The 16250-nt window shown below is 63.9% G+C and carries 13 protein-coding genes; 4 read left to right on the top strand and 9 right to left on the bottom strand.

Features of this window, described 5'->3' with window-relative positions; genetic code table 11:
• Nucleotides 1-12: 12 nt before the first annotated feature.
• On the bottom strand, nt 13-306 hold the full coding sequence (locus FJ434_RS08000) for a DUF2849 domain-containing protein (RefSeq protein WP_140745181.1): 294 nt from the start codon (nt 304-306) through the stop codon (nt 13-15).
• Nucleotides 303-1751: a siroheme synthase CysG gene (gene cysG, locus FJ434_RS08005; RefSeq protein WP_140745179.1), complete on the bottom strand. Its 1449-nt coding sequence runs from the start codon at nt 1749-1751 to the stop codon at nt 303-305. The genes FJ434_RS08000 and cysG overlap by 4 nt, the downstream gene beginning before the upstream one ends.
• Before the next feature lie 382 nt (nt 1752-2133).
• Between cysG and FJ434_RS08010 the strand changes: the two genes are divergently transcribed.
• Together FJ434_RS08010 and FJ434_RS08015 are read left to right on the top strand one after the other, a co-directional pair.
• Complete coding sequence (locus tag FJ434_RS08010; RefSeq protein ID WP_027143060.1) at nt 2134-2583, top strand: host attachment protein; 450 nt, start codon at nt 2134-2136, stop codon at nt 2581-2583.
• A gap of 206 nt (nt 2584-2789) precedes the next feature.
• Nucleotides 2790-4574 carry a cation:proton antiporter gene (locus tag FJ434_RS08015; protein WP_140712064.1) on the top strand — a complete coding sequence of 595 codons (1785 nt, stop codon included), beginning with the start codon at nt 2790-2792 and terminating at the stop codon, nt 4572-4574.
• A gap of 27 nt (nt 4575-4601) precedes the next feature.
• Here FJ434_RS08015 and FJ434_RS08020 read toward each other — a convergent pair whose 3' ends face one another.
• Nucleotides 4602-5411: a helix-turn-helix transcriptional regulator gene (locus FJ434_RS08020; protein ID WP_140745177.1), complete on the bottom strand. Its 810-nt coding sequence runs from the start codon at nt 5409-5411 to the stop codon at nt 4602-4604.
• Between the two features lie 94 nt (nt 5412-5505).
• On the opposite strand from FJ434_RS08020, the gene FJ434_RS08025 reads away from it, so the two are divergent.
• Nucleotides 5506-6426, top strand: coding sequence for a zinc-binding dehydrogenase (locus tag FJ434_RS08025; RefSeq protein ID WP_140745175.1), 921 nt, complete (start codon nt 5506-5508; stop codon nt 6424-6426).
• A gap of 27 nt (nt 6427-6453) precedes the next feature.
• Here the strand turns inward: FJ434_RS08025 and FJ434_RS08030 are convergent, their stop codons facing one another.
• The 6 genes from FJ434_RS08030 to FJ434_RS08055 all read right to left on the bottom strand — a co-directional run bounded on the left by FJ434_RS08030 (nt 6454) and on the right by FJ434_RS08055 (nt 12729).
• The gene (locus FJ434_RS08030) at nt 6454-7206 is read right to left on the bottom strand and encodes an SDR family oxidoreductase (RefSeq protein WP_140503016.1); all 753 of its coding nucleotides are present in this window, start codon (nt 7204-7206) and stop codon (nt 6454-6456) included.
• Nucleotides 7207-7283: 77 nt separating this feature from the next.
• Nucleotides 7284-9551 (bottom strand): transglycosylase domain-containing protein, encoded by a 2268-nt coding sequence (locus tag FJ434_RS08035; protein WP_140745173.1) that lies wholly within the window; start codon nt 9549-9551, stop codon nt 7284-7286.
• 213 nt (nt 9552-9764) lie between these two features.
• Nucleotides 9765-9974 carry a hypothetical protein gene (locus FJ434_RS08040; protein ID WP_027143066.1) on the bottom strand — a complete coding sequence of 70 codons (210 nt, stop codon included), beginning with the start codon at nt 9972-9974 and terminating at the stop codon, nt 9765-9767.
• Between the two features lie 349 nt (nt 9975-10323).
• Complete coding sequence (locus FJ434_RS08045; RefSeq protein ID WP_140503458.1) at nt 10324-10527, bottom strand: hypothetical protein; 204 nt, start codon at nt 10525-10527, stop codon at nt 10324-10326.
• Between the two features lie 41 nt (nt 10528-10568).
• Nucleotides 10569-11189 carry a ribonuclease D gene (locus tag FJ434_RS08050; RefSeq protein ID WP_140712070.1) on the bottom strand — a complete coding sequence of 207 codons (621 nt, stop codon included), beginning with the start codon at nt 11187-11189 and terminating at the stop codon, nt 10569-10571.
• 148 nt (nt 11190-11337) lie between these two features.
• Nucleotides 11338-12729, bottom strand: a complete 1392-nt coding sequence (locus FJ434_RS08055; protein ID WP_181165809.1) for a M20/M25/M40 family metallo-hydrolase — start codon at nt 12727-12729, stop codon at nt 11338-11340.
• A gap of 431 nt (nt 12730-13160) precedes the next feature.
• Between FJ434_RS08055 and polA the strand changes: the two genes are divergently transcribed.
• Nucleotides 13161-16118: a DNA polymerase I gene (gene polA / locus FJ434_RS08060; RefSeq protein ID WP_181165826.1), complete on the top strand. Its 2958-nt coding sequence runs from the start codon at nt 13161-13163 to the stop codon at nt 16116-16118.
• Nucleotides 16119-16250 lie beyond the last annotated feature (132 nt).

Raw genomic sequence — 16250 nt, forward strand, 5'->3', positions numbered from 1 at the left:
GCCCGTGGCTGGTTAGATTGCCCGCGCAGCCTGCTTGCCGAGATCGTTGCGGATGGTGGGACCGGCGGCGCGGATCTTCTCGCGCAGCCGCACCGGCTCGACAACGCCGTCGACGACTTCCGCGTCGATCAGATTGACGTCGACCACTTCATTGTCGGCGTGGGCCTTGGCGCCGATCGCCTCCAGCCGATCCTCGGCCGCTTTGTCATGGGCAAGGTCTGCATGGTCCACCGTCTCGGCCCAGCCGCCATCGGCGTACCAGACGGCAATGCCGTCGCCGAGGCGATTGGCGGTCAGTATCTTCATGGCTGAACTCCCTCGGCGGCCGCTAAGGGCGCACTCTCATGCCTGTGTGCCGCGAGCGCCTCGGACCGCTCGAAATTGGCGCCGGCGACAGCGTCGCCGATGATGGTCATGACCGGGCCCGACAGATCGGCGCGCGCCTCCAGCGACGGCAGGTCGGCAAGCGTGCCGTGGAAGCGTCGGCGATTGGTCAGGCTGGCATTCTCGACCACCGCGACCGCCGTGTCCGGCGACAGGCCGGCCTCGATCAGCCGGCCGGCAACTTCGGCGGCGACCGAGCGGCCCATGTAGACGGCGACGGTAGCGCCGGAAATGGCGAGCTTGGCCCAATCCGGCAACGAATTGCCCTTGAGGTCGTGGCCGGTGGTGAACACCATCGACGACGACACACCGCGCAGCGTCAGCGGCAGTTCGAAATCGGCGGCAGCGGCGAAGGCCGCGGTGACGCCCGGAACCACCTCATAGGCGATGCCGGCATCGCGAAGTGCTGCCATCTCCTCGCCGGCGCGGCCGAACACCAGCGGATCGCCCGATTTCAGCCGCACGACGCGCTTGCCCTCACGGCCAAGCTCCACCAGCAGCGCATTGATTTCGGCCTGGCTCTTTGTATGGCAGCCCTTGCGCTTTCCCACCGGCAGGCGCTCGGCATCGCGGCGGCCCATGGCGACGACCGCCTCCGGCACCAGCGCGTCATGGACGATGACGTCGGCCTCCATCAGCAGGCGATGCGCCCGCAGGGTGAGGAGGTCCTCGGCGCCGGGGCCGGCGCCCACCAGGGCGATGCGGCCGTGAACGGGCGCGTCGGACAACAGCAGATCGGTGGCGGCTTCGTGCGCCTGCGAAAAATCGCCGGCCTCGACGGCGCGCGCCGGCGCTCCGCCGAAGAAGTCACTCCAGAAACGCCGGCGCACATTGCCCCGGGGTAATCTCTCGGCGGCATTGCGGAACGACATTGCAAGCGCCGCCAGCGCGCCAAGCGACGGCGACAGCATGCGGTCGATGCGGCCACGCAGCATCTGCGCCAGCACCGGACCTGCACCTTCGGTGCCGATGGCAATGGCGACCGGTGCGCGGTTGACCAGCGCCGGAGTGAAGAAATCGCAGAGATCCGGCCGGTCGACGGCGTTGACGGGAATGCCCAGCCGGCGCGCGTCGGCGGCCACGCGACGATCGAGCGCTTCGTCGCCGCTGGCGGCAAATACCATCACGGCGCCTTCGAGCTGCGAGGCATCATACGCGGCGGCCACATGCTTCGCGCCGGCTTCGGCGATGAAGGTCAACAACTCCGGTTCGGCATTTCTGGCGATGATGTGCAGAACGGCACTCGACTGGGCAATCAGCCGCGCCTTGGCCAGAGCCTCCTCGCCGCCGCCGACAATGGCCACGGCTTCGCCCTCGACCCGCAGGAAGACGGGAAAGGCGTTGAGCTTGGTGGTGGCTTGCGGCATGATAATAGCGATCCGGGACAGTTTCGCAGTTTTACGCCGAGGCGTAAAAAAGCAGAAGCAAAGCACTCGCGCATCCGGTGATGGCAGGCAATCGCTTTTTCGCAACCGCGAAGGGCAGGAGAAAAATATTCCACGCCCATGCCCATGGGCACGCCGGGTCGCCGAAATCGGCCCTGATTTCAGGCGCTTTTAGCTGCCGGCGACCTGTCCCGCAAAACAGTTTTTTCTAATTTCTATTAATTTAGTAGATTAAAGCCGTCCGGTGGCGATTTCATGTTCAGCGCCCGGCCTGCACGGCTGTTCGGTGCGCCGCGTGAGTTGGAACGTTGACGGGCTGAAACGCGTTCCCGGTATAACCACCACTCAACAAGGAGCGTCCCTCATGAACACGATCAAACTGAAGCATGGCATTTGGGTTCTGGTGGCAGACGGTGAAAAGGCGCTCCTGCTCAAGAACGTCGGCGACACCAAGTTTCCTAACCTTGAAGTCGTGCATCTGATGGAACAGGAAAACCCGCCCACACGCGAACAGGGAAGCGACAGTCCCGGCCGGTACAATGACGGCCCATCCGTGCACCGCAGCGCAGTCGAGGAGACCGACTGGCACCGTATCGGCAAGGAACGCTTCGCCGAGGAAATTGCCGCCCGGCTCTACAAGCTTGCCCATGACGGCGAGTTCGATAGCATCGTGCTTGTCGCCCCACCAGTGGTGCTCGGCGCCATGCGCAAGAAGCTGCACAAGGAGGTTGGTGACAAGGTGACGGCCGAAATCCCGAAAACCATGACCAACCACGGCATCCCCGAGATCGAGGCCCTGTTGCAGGCAGCCTGATCGCTGGCAACAAGGCGAATGCCATAGCGAGCTCAAACAGAACGGCGGCACCCCGGTCGCCGGTCCGGCATTTTGTCGCCGCGCCGTCGCTTTTCGCACCTTGCGGGTTGCATCACCGTTGCCCCTTCCACCATATTGCGAAACAGGCGACGGCTTTCGGGCGCCGCATATCCGACATCGCTAGCTTGAAAGGCGCTCCATAGACAATGCCGCATGACACGCCCCTTATCGCCACCATCGTCGCCGGTCTGGGGCTCGCTTTTGTCTTCGGCGCTCTCGCCAATCGCTTCCGTATTCCCCCATTGGTCGGCTATCTCGTAGCCGGCGTTCTGGTCGGCCCGAACACGCCCGGTTTCGTCGCCGATGCAGGGCTTGCCAACGAATTGGCTGAAATCGGCGTCATTCTCCTGATGTTCGGTGTCGGCCTGCATTTCTCGCTCAAGGACCTTCTGTCGGTCCGCGCTATCGCCGTGCCTGGCGCCATCGTTCAGATCGGCTTTGCCACCGCGCTCGGCGTCGGGCTGTCCTGGATGCTCGGCTGGTCGATGGGCGCGGGCGTGGTGTTCGGACTGGCGCTGTCGGTCGCGTCGACCGTTGTGCTGCTGCGCGCGCTTCAGGAACGCCGCCTGATCGAGACCGAGCGCGGCCGCATCGCCGTCGGCTGGCTGATCGTCGAGGACTTGACCATGGTGCTGGCGCTGGTGTTGCTGCCGGCGCTTGCCGGTGTACTCGGCGGCCAGGAACACGCCAATGCCCATTCGGGCGACCTGCTGTCGCTGCCGGCCAGCTACGGCATATGGGGTGTCGTCGGCATCACGCTGGCCAAGGTCGCCGCCTTCGTGGTGGTCATGCTGGTGGTCGGCCGCCGGGTCATTCCCTGGATCCTGCACTACGTTGCCCATACCGGGTCGCGCGAACTGTTCCGTCTCTCCGTGCTCGCCATTGCGCTCGGCGTCGCCTTCGGCGCGGCAAAACTGTTCGGCGTCTCGCTGGCGCTGGGCGCGTTCTTCGCCGGCATGATCATGAGCGAATCCGAGCTCAGCCACCGCGCGGCCGAAGAATCGCTGCCGCTGCGCGATGCCTTCTCGGTGCTGTTCTTCGTCTCCGTCGGCATGCTGTTCGATCCGTTCAGCCTGATCAGCAACGGCCTGCCGATCCTGGCGACGCTGGCCATCATTGTCATCGGCAAGTCGCTGGCGGCGTTCGTGATCGTCGTAGCCTTCGGCTATCCCCTGGCCACGGCCTTGATGATTTCGGCCAGCCTTGCCCAGATCGGCGAGTTCTCCTTCATCCTGGCCGAACTCGGCGTCGGGCTGAAACTTCTGCCCGAGCAAGGCCGCGATCTGATCCTGGCCGGCGCCATCCTGTCGATCGTGCTCAACCCGTTGATGTTTCTGGTTATCGACTGGATGAAGCCGTGGCTGGAGGCCCGCGCCATCAGGACGGCGCAACCAGCGGATACCAAGCCGGTCGGCCCGGCGACGGAACCGGGCCAGGTAGCCTCGGTCGCCGCAACGTTGAGCAAGGAAGACGGCCCGCCGCCGACTACGACGCTTGCCGGTCATGCCATCCTGATCGGCTATGGCCGGGTCGGTGGCCTCGTCGGTGCCGCGCTGAAGGAAGCGGCACAGCCTTTCCTCGTCATCGAGGATGCCGATAAGACGCTGACGAGGCTGAAAGCAGACGGCATCGAAACCATCGCCGGTAATGCCGCCAATGCCGAAGTGTTCGCCGCGGCCAATCCTGAAGGCGCAAAGCGGCTGATCCTTGCCATCCCCAACGCCTTCGAGGCCGGCCAGATCGTGCTGCGGGCACGCGCCGCCAATCCCAACATCAATGTCATCGCCCGCGCCCATTCCGACGCCGAGGTCGAGCATCTGAAGGGACTCGGCGCCGATACCGTGATCATGGGCGAACGCGAGATCGCGCGCGGCATTGTCGAAGAGGTGCTTGGCCACGAGCCGCGGGTTTCTGAACCGTCCGCTGCCTGAGTCGACGCAACCCACAAGCGCGTTCAATCATGCCACGAATGCCGAGCCGCCATTTTGCGCGACACCGCCGAGATATTTTGCCGGGGGCTTGCCAAGCGCCTTCTTGAACATGGTGATGAAGGCGGTAACCGAGCCATAGCCGAGGTCGCCCGAGACTTGCTGCACGCTGGCACCGGACGCCAGCTCCCGAATGGCGACGATCAGGTGCAATTGCTGGCGCCAGCGCCTGAAGCTCAAGCCAGTCTCCTTGACGACGAGACGCGCCAGACTGCTTTCGCTGAGCGCGACGCGGTTGGCCCATTGTGCCAACGTACTGCGATCGGCAGGGTCTTGCGCCAGCGCCTCGGCGATCCGCCTCAAGCGCGGCTCGGATGAAATCGGCAGATGCAGCTGCTGGACAGGCATGCGCGGCAGTTCTGCAAGCAGGGTCCTGGTCAGGAGCTCATCCCTTGCCTGGTCGTCCTGCACGCTGTCGGACAGCTCGACGATCAGTTCGCGCAGCAGCGGCGAGATCGAAAGCGTGCAGCACCGGTCCGGCAATTCGGCGGCTCCCGGCTCGATATAGACGAAGAAGATCCGCGCGTTGGCCGTCGCGATGTTGCTGTGCTCCATGCCGCCGGGAATCCATACGCCGCAATGCGGCGGCACCATCCAAAGGCCGCTCGGAACGCGGCATGTGACGCCGCCTCCGAGCGCAAAGACGAGCTGGCCTTTGCGGTGCCAATGGGCCGGCACTTCCGCTCTGGTCTCGGTGACGTCGACACGCACGGCGATGGCTGGCGCCAGCACGTCATCGACATCGAAATTGACCCATGGGTAGCGAAGCGGCTGTCTCATGATTGACTGATTTAGCGATTAAATGCCATAATAGCTAAATCCTTCGAGCAGGGAAGCCGATAAGTTCCGGCCTCCAGCAAGAAGGTACGCTCCCATGCTCGCCTTAGTCATATCTTCCGACAGCGCCACGGGATTGAGGTTAGCCCGGGTCGAAGAACCTCGGCCCCTCGCGAACGAGGCGCTCGTCTCGGTCCACGCAACTTCGTTGAACCGGGGTGAACTGCGCTTGCTCACCATCCGTCCGAACGGCTGGACACTCGGCCAGGACATCGTCGGAATTGTCGAACGCGCAGCCGCCGATGGCTCCGGGCCGATCACGGGCACCAGGGTCGCGGCTTTGGTCGACCAGGCCGGATGGGCTGAACGGGTCGCCGTTTCAACAGACCGTCTCGCCGTCCTGCCGGATGAGGTCAGCTTCGCCTCGGCAGCCACGCTTCCGGTCGCCGGCACGACCGCGCTCAGGACTTTGCGCCACGGCGGTGACCTGGCCGGCCTAAAGGTCCTGATCACCGGTGCAAGCGGTGCCGTCGGTCGCTTCCAGATCCAGATCGCCCGCGAGCGGGGTGCGTCGGTGACCGCCATCGCCGCCGCCAGGCACCACGAGGATTTACGCGAACTCGGAGCCGAGCAGATCGTGGAGTCGATCGAGCAGGCCGAGGGGCCGTTTTCGCTGATCACCGAGTCGGTCGGCGGCGAAAGCCTCGCACACGCGATCGAACGCGTCGCCCCTGCCGGCACAATTGTCATGTTCGGCTCGAGCAGCGGTGAACTCACGCCGGTTGGGTTCCGTCAGTTCGTTCCGGGTCACGAAGGCGCGAGGCTTCAGACGTTCGCCTACTACACGTCCGGTTCAGCCATCGGCGCCGACATCGCCGCGCTGCTCGCCCTGGTCGCCGCTGGTCGGCTGGACACCCGCATTGCCTTGACCGTGCCATGGACGAACATCGGCCAAGCCCTGGACGCACTGCGACAGCGCAGCTTCAGCGGCAAGGCTGTCGTCACCATAGACGGGTGAGCCGGCCCTAGCCTGAAGTCGACCAGTTCATACGTGCTGGCCGCCATTGATGTGGATTTCCGAGCCGGTCACATAGGACGCCTGCCCGGAGCACAGGAAAAAAATGATGTCGGCGACCTCCGCCGTGGTGCCCAGGCGCCGCAGCGGAATGGTCTCGACGATCTTTTCCGTGCCCGGCGACAGGATCGCGGTGTCGATCTCGCCCGGCGCGATGGCGTTGACACGGATGCCGTGCGGGCCGAAATCATGCGCCATCTCGCGCGTCAGCGAGCCGAGAGCGGCCTTCGACGTCGCATAGGCGGTGCCGGCGAAGGGATGCACGCGGGTGCCGGCGATCGACGTCACATTGACGATCGAGCCTCTGGCAGCCGCCAATTCCTTGAACAGGCCGCGCGCCAGCATGATCGGCGCGAAGAAATTGACCTGGAACACGTCGCGCCAGACATGCATCGGCGTGTCGATCGAGTCCATCCGGCTGTTGCCATCCTTGAGCTTGGGCGAAATGCCGGCATTGTTGACCAGCGCGTGCAACTGCCCGCCATGCGCTTCGAGCCGATGACGGATTTCCGACACCGCAATACCGACATCTTCCTGATCGGCGAGATCGACCTTGATGTGGTCCTCCGGACCGGCCGGCCACGGGCAGTCCTCGGCAAAGGCCTGGCGCGAGCAGGTGATGACGCGCCACCCTTCGCGCGAAAAGCGTTTCACCGTGGCATGGCCGATACCGCGGCTGGCGCCGGTCAGCACGATGGTTTTTCTGGTGTCTGTCTCGGTCATGTCGCGGTCTCCAGGCAGGACATGTAGCCGAATGCCGCCGGGGTGGCGAGAGGCGGTTGACGCCCCTAGCCGGCTGCTCAGCCGCCGCCAAGAATATCCAGGATCGAGGTCTGCCGCTTCTTGAGCCGACCGCCGACGCTGCCTGGCGGCACCGGGTGCCCGACCGAAGCCGTGGTGCCGCCATCCGCTGGCATGTTGAAGCCATCGGCATCGACGGTCTGGGCAGGCCGCGCCGCACGGACCGGCGCCGGCGGTGCCGCCGCCTGCGCGGCCGGCGCCTGCTGTCCAACCGAAGCCGAGGGAACCGGTGCCGGTTGGTTGTTGTCGGCCGAGGGAATGTCGTCGGGCACGATGGTGTCCGCCGGCGTCGACTTCCAGGTGCCGGGCAGCGGCCGCACCGGCACGCCCTCATGCGCGGCGACCATGAATTCGTGCCAGGCCTGCGCGGGCAGCGCGCCGCCGGTAACCTTCTTCATCGCCGTGCCGTCATCATTGCCGAACCACACGCCGGTGGTCAGATTGGCGGTGTAGCCGACGAACCAGGCGTCGCGCGAATTTTGGCTGGTGCCGGTCTTGCCGGCCGACGGCCAGGCGAAGGCCGCCTTCTTGGCGGTGCCGACCTCGACCGTTCCGGTCATCATCGAATTCATCATGCCGACGATCTCGGGCTTGATCACGCGCGGTGCGCTGCCGCCAGCGCTGTCATAGAGCACCTTGCCGTCGGATGTCGTGACGCGGCGGATGAAATGAATGTCGGGCTTGTAGCCGCCATTGGCGAAGGGCACATAGGCCGAGGTCAGTTCCAGCGGCGTCACTTCCGAGGTGCCGAGCGCGATCGAGGTGTTGGCCAGCAGGTCGGACTGGATGCCCATGCGGTGCGCGGCTTCCACCACCGCGTTCGGCCCGACTTCCATGGTCAACTGCGCGGCAACCGAGTTGAGCGACTTGGCCAGCGCCGTCGCCAAGGTGACCTTGCCAAAGTACTTGCCGCCGTAATTGTCGGGTGTCCAGTTGCCGATCTTGATCGGTGCGTCGTTGCGGATGCTGTCGGGCGTGCGGCCGGCCTCGAGCGCAGCCATGTAGACGAACGGCTTGAACGCCGAGCCCGGCTGCCGGCGCGCCTCGGAGGCGCGATCGAACTGGCTGGTCGAATAGTCATAGCCGCCGACCATGGCGCGCACCGCGCCGGAATCGTCGATCGACACCAGCGCGCCCTGGGTGACATTGAGCTTCTTGCCGCTGTCGTCGATCAGCCGGCGGATCGACTGTTCGGCGAGTTTCTGCAGGTTCAGGTCTACGGTAGAATCGATGACGATATCGCCGCGCACATCGCCGATCAGGTCGGGCAACTCTTCCATGATTGTGTCGGCGACGTAATTTTCCGAGCCGGTCCAGTAGGATGGCGAGCGCGTCGCCGGTGCGCTCAGCGCCGTCTTCAGCTCTTTCTCGCTGATCTTGCCCTCCTCGCGCATGGCGGCGAGCACCAGCTGCGAGCGCTCCTCGGCGGCCTTGGGATCGCGCGCCGGCGACAGCCGCGACGGCGCCTTCAGCAGGCCAGCCAGGAGTGCGGCTTCCGACAAGGTGACGTCGCGCGCGCTCTTGCCGAAATAGCGGCGCGAGGCCGCCTCGACACCATAGGCACCGGAGCCGAAATAGACCCGGTTAAGGTACATTTCGAGGATCTGGTCCTTGGTGTGCTTGTGCTCCAGCCACAGCGCCAGCAGCACCTCCTGCACCTTGCGTTCCAGCGTGCGGTCGGGCTTCAGGAAAAGGTTCTTGGCCAATTGCTGCGTCAGCGTCGAACCACCTTGCGAGAAGTGCCCGCCGATGAGGTTGGTCACCATGGCGCGAGACAGGCCGATCGGATCGACACCGAAATGCGAATAGAAGCGGCGGTCCTCGATGGCGATCACCGCCTCGGGAATATAAGGCGACATTTCGTGCAGGCCGACCGCTTCGCCGCCGCTCATGCCGCGATTGGCCAGCAGCTGCCCGTCGGCCGAGACGATCTTGATGTTGGGCGCACGGTCGGGGATCGACCAGGTCGTGGCCGCGGGCATCTTGGCGCCGTAGTAGATAACGACGCCCGCCACCGCGATGCCGCCCCATATGGCGAGCACGAAACACCAGTAAACCAGCCGGCCGAGCACGCCGAACAGGCCGCGTCCACTCCCTCCGCCCCTCCCCCGCGACGATTTCCCCTTCGATGATTTGCGTTTGGCGGAGGCTTTGCGATTGCTCGGCACGACGCGGTCCTCCTCGCTCACCGAAAGACCCGTCTGGGATTTCGCCCGTGGCGGTCCCTCGAAGCTGGGCTCGATGCGACTGTCTCTGCGGTTCGCCATGCGCTGCGCTTGATGTCCCCGGTGCCAATGGCGCTCGGGTTGAAGAGTAGATGCGGCGATTTAAGGGCGGGTTAAGCAGAGGTTCGCGCAAGCGTCTGAATTCCGTTAGGAATCTGTTAATCTGTTGTCCATTGCCAGCGTCGCAGCGCGACGGATGTGACAGGCTCCGCGCACCCGAAGCACCGTCGGCGTCCGAACGCTCGTGGCCAGCCCTCATTTGTGGCCTTGGCGTTTTTCTATCTCGTAGCTCAGCCACCGGCAGAACATACCCATGACCGACGCGGCGGCGCCGACAAGCAGGCAGACGACCAGCAGCGGGCTCTTTGAAGCGCTCGACCAACTGACTATGGCCAGCAGGACGACACTGGCGGTGGAAATCAGATAACCCACCCCCTTGAGCAAGTGCAGAGAAGCCGTTGTCATGCCTGAAACATCCTCCGCCTGTCTTATGGAACATTCATTTCGCCTTGGAGTTCCATTCAGAGCAGACCCGGACCCACGACGCCGATGAAGCGCGCAGGGTGATCAGGAGGGGTATTAAGGCCTTTGCCGCCAGAATGCGGATGCAGGCTGGCGCCCCAACCCGGGTCTCTTCATAATCCGCTCAAATTTCACATCCGGTTAGTCGGGATCACCAGCCTGCCGTAGCAAGGCGACGAGACACTCGCACTTGATTCTTCGAGCAGGCGCACGGTTGCGGAGCGGAAGGCTCCGAATTGGCCCCGATTTCGATAGCGTCAGGCTATGCGAAAGCGCCCGGCCAGCGGCGCGCTCATTGGTCGTCGTCGTCGCCGGCGGCGGGCCGCCAGCTGGTTGGCTCGACCTTCTTTTGCGTGTGGCTGTCGATGTAGACCCACCAGCCGTCGTCGCGGTATTGAGCGATGGATTCATTGAGGATGCCATCGCTGTCCTTCCAGGTGACGGTGACCTTGGAGCCGTCGGTCGGCGCGGTCGATATCGGCTTTCTGTCCGCCATCTCATCCCCTTCTTCCAGACGGTTGATCGCCACGAGGGCCATCAGCTGTGAGCGAAGATATCCTCTTCGTCCCAGCCCATCAGGTCAAGCTTGGCCCGCGTCGGCAGAAAGCGGAAACAGGCGTCCGCCTCCTTCGTGCGCCCCTCGCGCGCCAGCCGCCCGGCCAGCACATCGCGCAACCGATGCAGATAGAGCACGTCCGAGGCCGCGTATTCGAGCTGCTCGGGCGACAACGTTTCGGCCGCCCAATCCGACGATTGCTGCGCCTTGGACAGGCCGACGCCGAGAAGCTCGAAACAGATGTCCTTCAGCCCGTGCCGGTCGGTGTAGGTGCGCGTCAGCCGCGACGCGATCTTGGTGCAGAACACCGGCTCGGCCATCACGCCAAAAGCATGGTAGAGCACAGCGAGGTCGAAGCGACCGTAGTGGAACAGCTTGGTCACGCTGTCGTTTCCCAGCAGCTTGACGAGGTTCGGTGCTTCCTTCTGCCCCGGCGCGATCTGGATGACATCGGCACTGCCGTCGCCAGGCGAAATCTGCACCACGCAGAGCCGGTCACGGTTGGGATTGAGGCCGAGCGTTTCCGTATCGATGGCCACCGCAGCGACATCGTAGCGGGAGAGGTCAGGCAGATCGTTTTTATGGAAGCGGATATCGCTCATCGTCTTCTCCGGGTCGCGGCCTTCGGCGTCGCGCATCCATCGAAGAAGCGCACACGCGCTCCAACAAATTGCGCTGTCGACCCGTCCTCGCCGTGATCGGCGGAAAAATCAACAGAAAGTTGATTTTCCGCCGTCCAGGTTGTCCGCCTTACCGTGTCAGCGCGTCCAGAATGCGCGCCCAGGAGCGCTGGCCCTTGTGGAAGGAGCTGAGCTCGTATTTCTCGTTGGGCGAGTGGATGCGGTCGTCGTCGAGGCCGAAGCCGACCAGCAGCGATTCCATGCCGAGATAGGTCTGGAAGTCGCCCACCACCGGAATGGAGCCGCCGCTGCCGGTCGTCACCGCGGGCTTTGGCCATTCGTCGGAAAGCGCGGTCTTGGCCTTGGCCAGGAACGGCGAGTCGTAGGAGAGCTGGATTGCCGGAGAACCGCCATGAGCGTGGAATTCGACCGAGCAATCGGCTGGGATGCGCTCCTTGACGAATTTCTGGAAAGCCGCGCGGATTTTCTTCGGATCCTGCTTGTGGACGAGGCGGAAAGACACCTTTGCCGAGGCTTCCGCGGCGATCACCGTCTTGAAACCCTTGCCGGTATAGCCGCCGATGATGCCGTTGAACTCGGCGGTGGGCCGCGCCCAGGTCAGTTCCAGTACCGAGCGGCCTTTTTCGCCCGACGGGATCGACAGGCCGACAGGTCCGAGGAAGGTCTCGGCCGTCTCGCCCAGCGTTTCCCATGATTTCAGCACCTGCGAAGGCGTTTCCTCGACGCCGTCATAGAAGCCCGGAATGGTGATAAGGCCGTCCTTGTCGTGGATGTCGGCCAGCACCTTGGCCAGGATGCGGATCGGGTTCGCGGCAGCGCCGCCATAGAGGCCCGAATGCAGGTCCCGGTCGGCGGCCTTAACCGTGATCTCCTCGCCGACCAGACCGCGCAGCCCGACGCAGATCGACGGCGTGTCGCGGTCCCACATGCTGGTATCGCAGACCAGCGCGAAGTCGGCCTTGAGCTCCTCGGCATTGGCCTCGAGGAACGGCTTCAGCGAGGGCGACCCCGATTCCTCCTCGCCTTCGAACAGGATGGTGACGCGGCACGGCAGACCACCATACACCTGTTTCCAGGCACGGCATGCCTCGACGAAAGTCATCAGCTGACCTTTGTCGTCGGCCGAGCCGCGCCCGGTGATGATTTTGTGACCAGGTGCAATCTCCTTGATCGCCGGGGCGAAGGGATCGTTTTCCCACAGCTCGATCGGGTCGACCGGCTGCACGTCATAATGGCCGTAGAACAGCACATGCGGCGCGCCCGCCGGCCCGTCGTGATGCGCAACCACCATTGGGTGCCCGGGCGTGTCGCGCACGCTGGCGTCGAAGCCGATCAGCTTGAGTTCCGCCACCAGCCATTCCGCCGCCTTGCGGCAGTCGGTGGCATAGGCTGGATCAGTGGAGATCGACTTGATCCCGAGCAGGCCGAAGAGCCGTTCTAGGCTCTGGTCGAGGTTCTGATCGAGACGGTCGAGGACAGGGGAAACTGCGGACATTTGCATAGCCTTTCGATTCAGTGCCGGAACCGTAAAGGCAGAGCGGCGAAACGAAAAGCCCGGGACGATTGGACCACGGCCCGGGACGGTCGCCGCGGGCAAAAAAATGCCGCCGTGGTGGAGGGGGAACCACGGCGGCCTTTTACTCGAAACGATGCGGCAGCCCGGAGAGGGGGGATAGGCTGCCGCAATTGTCCGGTATAGGCGGGGGACGGGCCTTGCTCCGGACTTCGGCGAAAACTGCCGATGAACTGTATTTGGGTCCCTGAACGTGGCGATTCAAGGGCACCAACGTTACACTTTTGTAACGTGCCCGTGAGCGGGCTTGTATAACCCCGATCCGTCAGGATCCCGATCTGTCAGGGTGTTGACGGAACCTATCTCTGGCGATGTCTTTGGCATGGACCAAGGCATTGCGCCGCGCTATCCCTGCCGGCATGAAAAAAGGCGATCATCTCTTCCTCATTGACGGCTCTGGCTACATCTTCCGGGCCTATCACGCACTGCCGCCGCTGACCCGCAAGTCCGACGGCCTGCCGGTCGGTGCCGTTTCCGGCTTCTGCAACATGCTTTGGAAGCTGATGCAGGATGCCCGCAACACCGATGTGGGCATTGTGCCGACGCATTTTGCCGTCATTTTCGACTATTCCTCGAAAACCTTCCGCAACGACCTCTATCCCGAATACAAGGCGAACCGTTCGGCGCCGCCCGAGGATCTGATCCCGCAATTCGGCCTGATCCGCCAGGCAACCAGGGCGTTCAACCTGCCTTGCGTCGAGATGGAAGGCTTCGAGGCCGACGATCTCATCGCCACTTACTGCCGGCTGGCCTGCGAGGCCGGTGGCGACACCACCATCATCTCCTCCGACAAGGATCTGATGCAGCTGGTAGGCGACACGGTCGGCATGTACGACCCGATGAAGGATCGCCAGATCGGCATCCCCGAAGTCGTCGAGAAATGGGGCGTGCCGCCGGAAAAGATGATCGACTTGCAGGCGCTGACCGGCGACTCCGTCGACAATGTGCCTGGAGTGCCCGGCATCGGGCCAAAGACCGCGGCGCAACTGCTCGAGCAGTTCGGCGATCTCGACGGATTGCTCGCCCGCGCCGGCGAGATCAAGCAGGAGAAAAGGCGGGAATCGATCATCGCCAACGCCGACAAGGCGCGCATCTCGCGCCAGTTGGTGACGCTGAAGAACGACGTGCCGGTGGCCGAGGGGCTGGACGATTTCCTGCTGCATGCGCCCGACGGGCCGAAGCTGATCGGCTTCCTCAAGACCATGGAATTCACCTCGCTGACCCGCCGCGTCGCGGAAGCGACCGGCACCGAGGCCGGCGACGTCCAGGCCGTCACTGTGACCGTCGAACGCGCCGATAACGCACATGGCCCCGACGTCGGTGCCGGAACACCGCCCGTTGCCCGAAAGGGGCCGGGCTCCGAACCTGGCCAGGCTGCTGAAGCCGAGACGACGGAGAGGCCAAAACAGGGTGACACCCCTTCCCTCCTGGCCGCATTGCGGCTGGAGGGCGCGGCGACACGCAAGATCGATACCTCGGCCTATCAGTGCATCCGCGATATCGCGACGCTGAAAGCCTGGGTCGCCGAGGCGCGAGAGGCTGGTATCGCTGCCTTCGACGTCAGGGCGACGTCGACCGATCCGATGCAGGCCGAACTGATCGGCATGGCAATGGCCACAGCGCCCGGCTGCGCCGGCTACATTCCCTTTGCCCACAAGAGCGGCAATGGTGACTTGCTCGGCGGCGGCGCGCTCGAAAACCAGATACCGCTTCGCGAGGCGCTGGCGGTCCTGAAACCGCTGCTTGAGGACAGGTCGGTGCTGAAGATCGCGCACAACCTGAAGTATGACCTGGTTATCATGAGCCGCTATGGCATCGATGTCGCGCCCTTCGACGACACCATGCTGATCTCCTACGTGCTCGACGCCGGCACTCCGCACGGCCACGGCATGGATGCCCTTGCCGACAAATGGCTTGGCCATAGGCCCCTTCAGCTCAAGGACGTGACCGGTTCCGGCAAAAGCTCTGTCGGTTTCGATCAGGTCGACATCGACAGGGCGACGGCTCACGCCGCCGAGGATGCCGACGTGACGTTGCGGCTGTGGCTGGTGCTGAAGCCCCGCCTTGCCGCCAAGGGCCTGGTCTCGGTCTATGAACGCTTGGAGCGGCCGCTGGTGCCGGTGCTGGCGCGCATGGAACAGCGCGGTATTTCGGTCGACCGGCAGATCCTGTCGCGGCTTTCGGGCGAGCTGGCGCAAGGTGCAGCCCGGCTCGAAGAGGAAATCTACCTGCTCATCGGCGAGCGCATCAACATCGGCTCGCCCAAGCAGCTCGGTGATATCCTGTTTGGCCGCATGGGCCTGCCCGGCGGCTCCAAGACCAAGACGGGCCAGTGGTCGACCTCGGCGCAGCTGCTCGAAGACCTTGCCGCCGAAGGTCACGAACTGCCGCGCAAAGTCGTCGACTGGCGCCAGCTGACCAAGCTGAAATCGACCTACACCGATGCGCTGCCGGGCTTCGTCAATCCCGAAACCAAGCGCGTCCACACCTCCTACGCGCTGGCCGCGACGACGACCGGGCGGCTGTCGTCTTCCGACCCGAACCTGCAGAACATTCCGGTGCGCACGGCTGAAGGGCGCAAGATCAGGACCGCCTTCATCACCGACAAGAGCCACCGGCTGGTGTCAGCCGACTACAGCCAGATCGAACTGCGCGTGCTCGCCCATGTCGCCGAAATCCCGCAACTGCGGCAGGCCTTTGCGGATGGCGCTGACATCCACGCCATCACCGCTTCTGAAATGTTCAATGTGCCCGTGGAGGGCATGCCGTCGGAAGTGCGCCGCCGCGCCAAGGCGATCAATTTCGGCATCATCTATGGCATCTCGGCTTTCGGCCTCGCCAACCAGCTGTCTATCCCGCGCGAGGAGGCGAGCGCCTACATCAAGAAGTACTTCGAGCGCTTTCCCGGCATCCGCGACTATATCGAGGAGACCAAGGCCTATGCCCGCGAGCACGGCTTTGTCGAAACAATCTTCGGCCGCCGCATCCACTATCCCGACATCAGATCGTCGAACCCGTCGCTACGGGCGTTCAACGAGCGCGCCTCGATCAACGCCCGCCTGCAAGGCACCGCCGCTGACATCATCCGCCGCGCCATGATCCGCATGGAGGAAGCCTTGGACAAGGCCAAGCTGTCCGCCCGCATGCTCCTCCAGGTACATGACGAACTGATCTTCGAAACGGTCGAGGCGGAAGTCGAGGAGACGATCCCGGTCGTGCGCCATGTCATGGAAAACGCGGCGATGCCGGCGGTATCGATGTCGGTGCCGCTGCATGTCGACGCGCGGGCCGCCAACAATTGGGACGAGGCGCACTGACGCGCTAGAGCAATTTCAGGAGAAGTGTATAGCGGTTTTCCCGGGAAAAGCGCTTAGCGCTTTTCCTTGGAAATTGCATTAAAACAAAGAGTTAGAGCGGTTAGGCGATTCTACCAATCGCTGAACCGCTCT

Origin of the sequence: Mesorhizobium sp. B2-5-13 (assembly GCF_006440535.1) — a bacterium.
GTDB lineage: Bacteria > Pseudomonadota > Alphaproteobacteria > Rhizobiales > Rhizobiaceae > Mesorhizobium > Mesorhizobium salmacidum.